Origin of the sequence: Streptomyces bicolor, from assembly GCF_000719285.1 — a bacterium.
Taxonomy (GTDB): domain Bacteria; phylum Actinomycetota; class Actinomycetes; order Streptomycetales; family Streptomycetaceae; genus Streptomyces; species Streptomyces bicolor.
The window spans coordinates 161,921-170,429 of sequence record NZ_JOFS01000018.1; the positions used below are offsets into that span (position 1 = coordinate 161,921).

At 72.9% G+C, this 8,509-nt stretch carries 6 protein-coding genes; 2 read left to right on the top strand and 4 right to left on the bottom strand.

Translation table 11 applies throughout. From position 1 onward, the window contains the following. Window positions 1-68: 68 nt before the first annotated feature. The 3 genes from IF78_RS0124205 to lhgO all read right to left on the bottom strand — a co-directional run bounded on the left by IF78_RS0124205 (window position 69) and on the right by lhgO (window position 3,705). A complete protein-coding gene (locus IF78_RS0124205; protein ID WP_031484480.1) occupies window positions 69-1,430 on the bottom strand; it encodes a PrsW family intramembrane metalloprotease in 1,362 nt (453 codons plus the stop codon). A gap of 132 nt (window positions 1,431-1,562) precedes the next feature. Next, the gene (gene trmB, locus IF78_RS43855; protein ID WP_031484482.1) at window positions 1,563-2,414 is read right to left on the bottom strand and encodes a tRNA (guanosine(46)-N7)-methyltransferase TrmB; all 852 of its coding nucleotides are present in this window, start codon (window positions 2,412-2,414) and stop codon (window positions 1,563-1,565) included. 82 nt (window positions 2,415-2,496) lie between these two features. Beyond that, the gene (gene lhgO, locus IF78_RS0124215; protein ID WP_037641113.1) at window positions 2,497-3,705 is read right to left on the bottom strand and encodes an L-2-hydroxyglutarate oxidase; all 1,209 of its coding nucleotides are present in this window, start codon (window positions 3,703-3,705) and stop codon (window positions 2,497-2,499) included. Between the two features lie 194 nt (window positions 3,706-3,899). On the opposite strand from lhgO, the gene IF78_RS50680 reads away from it, so the two are divergent. After that, entirely contained in the window at window positions 3,900-4,112 is a 213-nt protein-coding gene (locus IF78_RS50680) for a hypothetical protein (RefSeq protein WP_031484486.1), read from the top strand. A 92-nt stretch (window positions 4,113-4,204) separates the two neighbouring features. Here IF78_RS50680 and IF78_RS0124225 read toward each other — a convergent pair whose 3' ends face one another. Then, the gene (locus tag IF78_RS0124225; RefSeq protein WP_031484487.1) at window positions 4,205-5,629 is read right to left on the bottom strand and encodes an NsdA family TPR-like regulatory protein; all 1,425 of its coding nucleotides are present in this window, start codon (window positions 5,627-5,629) and stop codon (window positions 4,205-4,207) included. Window positions 5,630-6,411: 782 nt separating this feature from the next. On the opposite strand from IF78_RS0124225, the gene IF78_RS0124230 reads away from it, so the two are divergent. Beyond that, a complete protein-coding gene (locus IF78_RS0124230; protein ID WP_031484489.1) occupies window positions 6,412-8,505 on the top strand; it encodes an asparagine synthase-related protein in 2,094 nt (697 codons plus the stop codon). Window positions 8,506-8,509 lie beyond the last annotated feature (4 nt).

Genomic DNA, 8,509 nt, shown 5'->3' on the forward strand with positions numbered 1-8,509 from the left:
TTGCGGTAGGGACGGTGATCTTGAGGAGCGCGGGACGTCGATGGCGGCGTCCGAGGGGCCCGTCCGCCTCACATCCGATACGGGTTGTACGCGGGATAGGGCGCCGTCGGCCCGTACGTGGCGCCGGGCGCCTGCCCGTACATGGCGCCGTGCCCCTGTCCGTACGGCTGCTGCCACCGAACCGGCTGCCCGTACCCGTACCCGTACGCACGCCAAGGCTGCGCGGCGACCGCATGCTCCAGCGCCGGCCGGGCGAACCCCCGCCGCCCCCACAGCTCGTGCAACAGCTCCCGTTCCCGTACGGCGAAGTCCGCACCGGCCCGCCCACGGCGCCCCCGGTGCCGTAGGAACGCCAGCGACGTGGCGTAGGCCTCGTACTGCGCCACCGCCCGGGCCGCCGTCGGCCCCCCGCGCCGCCGCGCGTACTGCCGGGCCATCCGCCGTGCCCGCATCGAGCCGAGCGCGAACGGCTCGCCCGGGGCCAGCCATCCGGCCATGACGTAGGCGGGCAGCTCCTCGCGCACGGTTCGCAGCTCACGCTGCCGTGTCCAGATCACCAGCCAGGTCAGCAGCCCGAACGCGGGCACCATGAAGGCGGCGTACACGGCGAAGAACCCGAACTCGCCGAAGGCCGACGAGCCGTTCCACAGGGCGTGCATGCCCATGGCGAGCAGCAGCCCGGAGATCGGGAGCAGAACGCGGCGCACATGCTGGCGTGGACCCGACAGCGCCGCGATGCCGAAGCCGAGGCCGGTGAGGACCGTGAAGAGGGGGTGCGCGAAGGGCGACATGATCACGCGGACGAAGAAGGTCGCCGCCGTGACGGAGGCGATGCCGCTGTCGCCGGAGAGCTGGTCGGTACCGAAGGCGGTACCGAGGTAGAGGATGTTCTCGGTGAAGGCGAAGCCGGTGGCGGTGACCCCGGCTATGACCACGCCGTCGACGATCCCGGTGAAGTCCCGCCTGCGGAAGAGGAAGACGAGCAGTACGGCGACCGCCTTCGCCGTCTCCTCCACGATGGGCGCTATGACGGTCGCGCCGAGGGTGTCGGCGTGCGACGGATCGGCGGTCGCTATCGCTATCCACCGGGTCGCGAAGCTGTTGGCGATGATCGCTATCAGCGCCGCCGCGAAGGCGCCCCACGCGAAGGAGAACACCAGATTCCGCCAGGGGCCCGGCTCGACCCGGTCCAGCCAGCGGAAGGAGGCGACGAGCAGCGGCACGGGCAGCACGGCGAGCCCGAGCCCGACCAGGAACCCCTCGGTGCCGGTCTGCTCGCGCACCAGGGCGAGGATGACCAGGCCGGAGAGCGTGAGCAATGTGGTGAGCGCGCCGTAACGCACCCACCGCTTCTGCCACCAGTGCGCGTGCCGCAGTGCGCCGCCGGTGGGACCGGTGGGGTGCGTCGGGTACGGGGGACTGGTGGCCACGTCATCGACCCTAACGAGACAGGGGCGCCGCCCGCAGCAGCGCGAGGGGCTCTGGCGCCGGTGGGGTGGGCTGTCGGTGCTGGTCGCCCGGTCGTCTTCCAGATGTTCTTCCGGGTGTTCTTCCCGCTGCTCCTACGGCTGTACGCGGCGGAAGAGCAGGTCGTTCACCACATGACCCTTGTCCAGTCCCTGCCCCTCGAAACGGGTCAGCGGCCGGAACCGGGGACGGGGCGCGAAACCGCCGTCGGCCTGGGTGTTCTCGAAGTCTGGGTGACCGGTCAGAACTTCGAGCATCTGTTCGGCGTACGGCTCCCAGTCGGTGGCGCAGTGCAGGAGGGCACCGGGCTTCAGCCGGGTCGCGGCGAGGCTGAGGAACTCGGGCTGGATGAGACGCCGCTTGTGGTGCCGCTTCTTGGGCCAGGGATCGGGGAAGTAGACGCGCAGCCCGTCGAGCGAGTCGGGGGCGAGCATCTCGCGCAGCAGGATGATGGCGTCGCCGTTGGCCACGCGGACGTTGCTCAGCCCGTTCTGGTCGGCGAGGTTGAGCAGGTTTCCCTGCCCCGGCGTGTGCACGTCGACGGCGAGGACGTTGGTGTCCGGGTCGGCGGCGGCCATCTGCGCGGTGGCCTCCCCCATCCCGAACCCGATCTCCAGCACGACCGGATTGCCGTTCCCGAACAGCTCACCGAGATCGACGACCTGCTGCCCGTCGATGTCGAGCCCCCACTTGGGCCACAGCCGCTGCAACGCGTCCGCCTGCCCCGCGGTCACCCGACTGCGCCGCGGCTGAAAACTCCGGATCCGCCGCTCGAAGTGCGACCCGGCGGGATCGGCCTTGGGCCCGTCCGGGAACCGGGGCTCACCTTTGGCCCGGGTGTGCCGGACGGACACACCGGGGACATGGCGGGGATGCGCGCCGTCGGTGCCGGGCTGCCCGGGGGTACCGGGCCGGGGGACTTCGGGGGCGTTGAGAGACTCAGACACAGTGAGACCGATTTTACGGTGAGGGAGCCCCGACAGACTTACGGCCACTTCCCGAACCCCGCTCCGCCCCCTTCACGCCCCTTCACGCCCCCTCCAGCACCGCCAGCACCCTCCGCGCCACCTCCCGCCCGATGGGCAACGACGCGGTCGCCGCGGGACTCGGCGCGTTCAGCACATGCACGGCCCGCGCCCCCTCCCGTATCAGGAAGTCGTCCACCAGCGCCCCGTCCCGCAACACCGCCTGCGCCCGCACCCCCGCCGCCGCGGGCACCAGGTCATCGGACTCCACCGCGGGCAACAACCTCCGCACCGCCTCCGTGAACGCCCCCTTGGACACCGACCGCCGCAGCTCACCGGCCCCGTACCGCCAGTGCCGCCGAGCCATCCGCCACACACCCGGCCACGCCACCGTCGCCCCGACCTCCCGAGGCCGTACGACCCCCCACCCGTACCCCTCCCGGGCCAGCGCCGGCACCGCGTTGGGCCCGATGTGCACATCCCCGTCGATGCCGCGCGTGAGATGCACCCCGAGGAACGGAAACGCCGGATCCGGCACCGGATACACCAGCCCCCGCACCAGCTCGGGCCGCGCCAGCGAGTAGTACTCCCCCCGGAACGGCACGATCCGCACCTCCGGCTCGTCCCCCGTCATCCGGGCCACCTCGTCGCAGTACAGCCCGGCACAGTTCACCAGCACCCGCCCCCGCACGATGTCCCCGCGCGTGGTCCGTACGGCGACCCCCAGGTCCGCCCGCCGGTCGACCCGCTCGACCTGAGCGCCGTACCGGATCTCGGCCCCCGACGCCTCCGCCAGCTGCCGCGCGACCCCGACGAAGTCGCACACGCCCGTCGTCCCGACGTGTATCGCGGCGAGCCCCCGCACCTCCGGTTCGTACTCCGCGATCTGCGCGACGCCCAGCTCCCGTACCGGAATGCCGTTCTCCCGCCCGCGCTGCACCAGCGCGTGCAGGCGCGGCAGCTCCTGCCGCTCGGTCGCGACGATCAGCTTGCCGGTGACGGCGTGCGCGATGCCGTACTCCGCGCAGAACTTGACCATCTCGGCGGCGCCCCGCACCGCGAACCGCGCCTTCAGGGAGCCCGGCCGGTAGTAGATCCCGCTGTGGATGACCCCGCTGTTGCGCCCGGTCTGATGCCGGGCGGGACCCGGCTCCTTCTCCAGCACGGTCACCCGCGTGCCCGGCGCGGCACGCGTGATCGCGTACGCCGTGGCCAGCCCGACGATCCCACCGCCGACCACGAGCACGTCACAGTCGTAAGCGATCGTCCGCACCTGCTCCACCTCCCGGTTTCGATAATGCACTGCGCCACTGACAACGCCCTCAAACCCGGAGGGCCGCCCGAGCAGGCCCGGAGGACCGGCCGAGGGCCGCCACACCTTGCGGGGGCGCGGCGCTCCCACGCCCCGACCAGGCGATATGCCCGGGACGCGGCGGGCGCGGCGAGCGGGAGATCCACGCCACGGCCGTGCGGACGGAGCGGCGGCTGCCCGGGCTGTTCCGGCGGATCGCCGGCGACAAGGAGAAGATCGACGCCGTCAGCTCGGGGCAGGGCCGCGCCGTCGACAGCGCGAACCTGTACTCCAGCGCGCCCGCCATGACCGACGAGAGCCCCGGCGGCAAGGGCTACGACCTCGCCGAGCTGGAGCGCCGCGTCGGGCGCACGGACGGCGCGTCGTAACGGTTCCGCTCCCGCGCGGCGGGCGGGACGGGCGGGACGGCGGCTCGGGTCCGCCGAGCCGCCGCGCACCCCACGTGCGCGTGCGGGCACGCTCAGGCCGGTGCCATGAGCAGCGGCCGTGCCCGCTCCCGCAGTTCGACGACCCGCGGCTCGTCGCCGTACGGCTCCAGGCGGTGCAGCAGGTCCTTCACGTACTCCGTGGTGCGCGCGGACGATATCCGCCCCGCGACCTCCACCGCCCGTACGCCCTGCTCGCATGCCGCATCGAGATTGCCCGACTCCAGCTCGGCGACCGCCGAGACGACGAGCCGCAGCCCGTGCGAGCGCACGAACTCCTCCGTCGGCTTGGAGAGAGCCTGCTCCGTGAACCGGCGTACCTGGCGCGGTGCCTTCAGGTCCCGGTAGCACTCCGCGGCATCCGCGGCGAAGCGGTCGTAGGAGTAGAAGCCGAGCCAGGACGGGTCGTTGTCGCCCTCTCTGGACCGCTCCAGCCAGCCCTCCGCCGCCTTCAGCGCGGCACCGGCCGCCTGCGCGTCTCCCGCGCGCGCGTGTGCGCGTGCCTCGACGAGGCGGAAGAAGCTCATGGTGCGGGCGGTGGCGAGGCCACGGTTGCGTTCCAGAGCGGCCTGGGCGAGGTCGACGCCCTCGTCGCCGAAGCCCCGGTAGGTCGCCTGGAGCGACATCGACGCCAGGACGTACCCACCGAGGGGTACGTCGGCCGCCGCGCGCGCGAGCCGCAGTGCCTGGATGTAGTACCGCTGGGCGGCCTCCTGCTGCCCGGTGTCGAAGGCCATCCATCCCGCGAGGCGCGTGAGTTCGGCGCTCGCCCCGAACAGGGCGCGGCCCACTTCGTCGGAGTACGAGCCGAGCAGCAGCGGCGCCGCCTCCACCCGTAGGCACTCGGGCACCATGGACGAACGCCAGTCGCCGCCCCCGTACTTGGAGTCCCAGCGCCTGGCGTCCTCGGCGGCCTCCCGCAGCTTCTGCACATCGCTGTGGCCGACTTTGAGCGGTGCGCCGGAGCCCTCGGAGGGGCTCACCTCGCGCGCCACCGAGCTGTCGGCCGGTGTTATCAGCCACCGTGAGGCAGGCGTTGCGTATGCGCTCACCGCGAACGAACCCGCAAGCGACTGCCAGATGCCGCCGGAGCCGGCGCGGCGCCCGGCGAGGTCGAGACGGTACAGCTCCGTCGCCGACTTCACCGCCTGTCCGACGTCCCGGGGAAAGGCGAGGCCCACTTCGGGTGCGGGGTCCGCGTCCGCCAGGCCGATCTCGTGGAGCGGCACCGGGCGGCCCAGCTTCTGGCCGATCGCGGCGGCGATGAGGTGCGGCGCGGCACCCTGCGGCACCATGCCCTTCGACACCCAGCGCGCCACCGAGGTCTTGTCGTAGCGAAGAGTCAGTCCCCGCTGAGCGCCAAGGTCGTTGACGCGTCGAGCGAGTCCTGCGTTGCTGATTCCCGCGAGGGCGAGAACGGCGCCGAGCTTTTCGTTCGGCCCGCGTTGCTCCCTGGACATGCGCCACCCCTCGACACAGACGGCTGCCGCGCTGGCATAACCACGCGGCATTCGTAAACCCAGCGTAGTTCGCCGCATCCCAAGCGTTAAGGGGCATTCTTCCGGATGGCGGGATTGTGGTCCGCACTCAAGTGCGCACTCCCTACGCACAGTTGTGCCGTGCTCCCGCTGTGTGGCTGTGCGCCCGTCCGTGCGCTCTTCTCCAGCCATCGGGGGAGCGGTTCCATGGCTTCTGCGTGGGTCGGCCCGCTGTACTGGATCCAGTGGGCTGGGGGATTCCGCCGCCTACATCCCCGCGGGTGGCGGAACGGTCCGGGGGGCGCACTCCGTTCCCCGGACTGCGCGCAAGTCGAGCACGGCGAGTAGTGCGGAGGGCTTGTACGGAGGGTGCGCGAGCCTGTCCCTACGACGCTGATTTGGCTGAAAACCGACCCCGGTCCTCACGGGTAATTACCGCTCCGACCACGGAACTTGACGGCGCAGAGGGCGTTTTGGGGGAGCGCATCGGGGGCGCATTCGCGTCGCAGCCGTCCTGCGATCCCCTCGGCACGTCGGCGCGGATCTTCTCGCTTCCTCCGCGCGGATCCCGTCGCTCCGCCCAGGCGGATCCCCTTGCCCGGTCGGGGTGTTCGGGTGCCCCGTGGCCGCTCCGGGGGCACCCGCGCGGGCGCGATTCCCGGAGCTCGAGCGGCTCCGCCGCCCCTCCCGCGCGCGTCCTTCATGGCAGCATGGTGAACCGGTTCGTACGGTGCACTGGTTGTCCACAGCCTGTGGAGGCGTCGATGCGGTGGTTGGTGGGATGGAGCAGCACCGCCGCGGTGGCCGCCGGGATCGGCTCCGCGGGGGCCACTGGAAGCGACGGCGAGACCGTCCACCCGGTGGGGTCCCAACTCCTGTGGGGTGACCCCGATCCGCTGTGGGCGGTCGGCGACTGGCGCCCGGACGAGGTCCGCGTCGTCAAGGCCGACGAGCAGACCAGGATCGCGGTACTCGGCACCTGCGGGGCGAGCGACGAGCAGCTTCGGGTCGGCCTGTTCGCCGCGCGCGGAGGGGCACTTCGGCATCTGACGGCGTGGTCCGGCAGCTACACGGCCGTCGTCCAGGTCGGCCGCCGGATCATGGTGTGCGGTGATCTGGCGGGCGCGCGGCCGGTGTTCTACACCCCGTGGGCAGGCGGTACGGCGTATGCGACGGCCGCGCTCCCGCTCGCCGACCTCATCGAGGCGAACCTCGACTTCGGCCACCTCGCCGCCCTGCTGGCCGCCCCCGACGTACCGGCGGCCCTGCACGACTCCACCCCGTACGACGGCGTACGGCGCATTCCGCCGGGGCATGCGCTGATCCTGCGCGCCGGAGCACGCGAGATCGCCGGGTACGAGCCGGTCGCCTCGCTGGCGGTGGCGGCGCCCACGGCCGATCCGGACAGCGCGGTGGACGCCGTACGCGACGCCCTGGTGGAGGCGGTCCGCGCGCGTCTGTCCGCGCCCCGCCATGTCCCGGGTGCCGACATAGACCCAGGCCCGGTTCCGGGGATGGGCCCGGCCGAACGGCGTGCCGCGCGCGGGATGCCGGTACCGGGCATCGGGGCGGACCTGTCCGGCGGCCCCGCCTCCGGCACCCTGGCCCTGCTGGCCGCCGGCCTCCCGGGTATGCCGGGCACGGTCCTGGGCCACGGCACAGGCGCAGGCGAACGCCTCCTGGCGGTCACCTTCAACGACCTGGCGGTCGGCGGCCGCGAGGCCGAGCTGGAGCGGGCCGGCACCCTGGCGGCCAACCCCCGTCTGCACCACGTGGTGGTGACCGGCGGCGAGGACACGCTGCCGTACGCCGACCTGGACGGCCCCCTGACGGACGAGCCGGGCCCGAGCCTGGTGACGGCGGCGCGACACCGCACGCGCCTGGCGGCGGGCAGCGCGGACCACTTCACGGGCTATGGCGCCCGCCAGGTCCTGGACGCCCACCCGGCCCGCCTCGCCGACCTGCTGATGGACCGCAAACGGCGCCACCTGGTCCGCCCGGTCGCGGCGCTGGCGAAGGCGGACGGCTCGGTGCTGGTTCCCGCGCGCGTGTACGGCGCCGCACGCAAACTGGCCCGCACCCCGTACCGAACAGGCCTCGAAACCTTGGCGGACCGCCTCATGCACCGCCGCTTCGACGAACCCGGAGGTGCCGTAGGGGCGTCGCTCGCCGCGCTCACCTGGGCGAGACCGGGCCCTGCGGCACGCTGGCTGACCGGTGAGGCGCTCGCTGAAGTATCGGTTCGCCTGCAAGCGGCGACGAACCGCAACGGGGTCGGCCCGGGCCAGCGTCCCGGCGACTATCGCGCGCGTGCCGCCCTCGCCCGCCACGCCTCCGACATCCGCGTCCTGGAACAGGCCGCCGAGATCCGCTTCCAGCGCCTGCACACCCCGTTCCTCGACAACCAGGTCGTCCGCGCCTGCCGTGCCCTCCCCGAGGCCCTGCGCGTCCAGCCCGGAGCACGCGCCGCGATACTCCGTACGGTCCTCGAGGGCGCCGGAGTGGCCGACCTCCCACCCGGCTGGGGCGCCCCGTCCCACGCGTCGGCGGCGGTGGCGGCACGAACGGGCATGAGAGTGGCCGCCGACTCCCTGATGGCCCTCTTCGGCACCCCCCTCCTCGCCCAGGCGGGCCTGGTCGAGGCCCGCGTCGTCCGCAAGGCCCTGCGCGCGGCGGCCGAGGGCGAACCCCTCCCCCTGGACGGCCTCGCCGACCTGGTCGCCCTGGAACTCTGGCTGCGCCGCCTGCTGGCCCGCCGTGGCACCTGCTGGACGGGAACGCCCGCCCGACAGCGTGCGGTACCGGCGGGGATCACACCGCAGAGGGGGGCGTTGGGGGCGGGGGCGCGGCGCGGGTAGGGGG

Bases quoted from the DNA above. Each gene is read 5' to 3' on its own strand.
- IF78_RS0124225 (WP_031484487.1), bottom strand. From the start codon at position 5,629: ATGTCCAGGGAGCAACGCGGGCCGAACGAAAAGCTCGGCGCCGTTCTC.
- IF78_RS0124230 (WP_031484489.1), top strand. From the start codon at position 6,412: ATGCGGTGGTTGGTGGGATGGAGCAGCACCGCCGCGGTGGCCGCCGGG.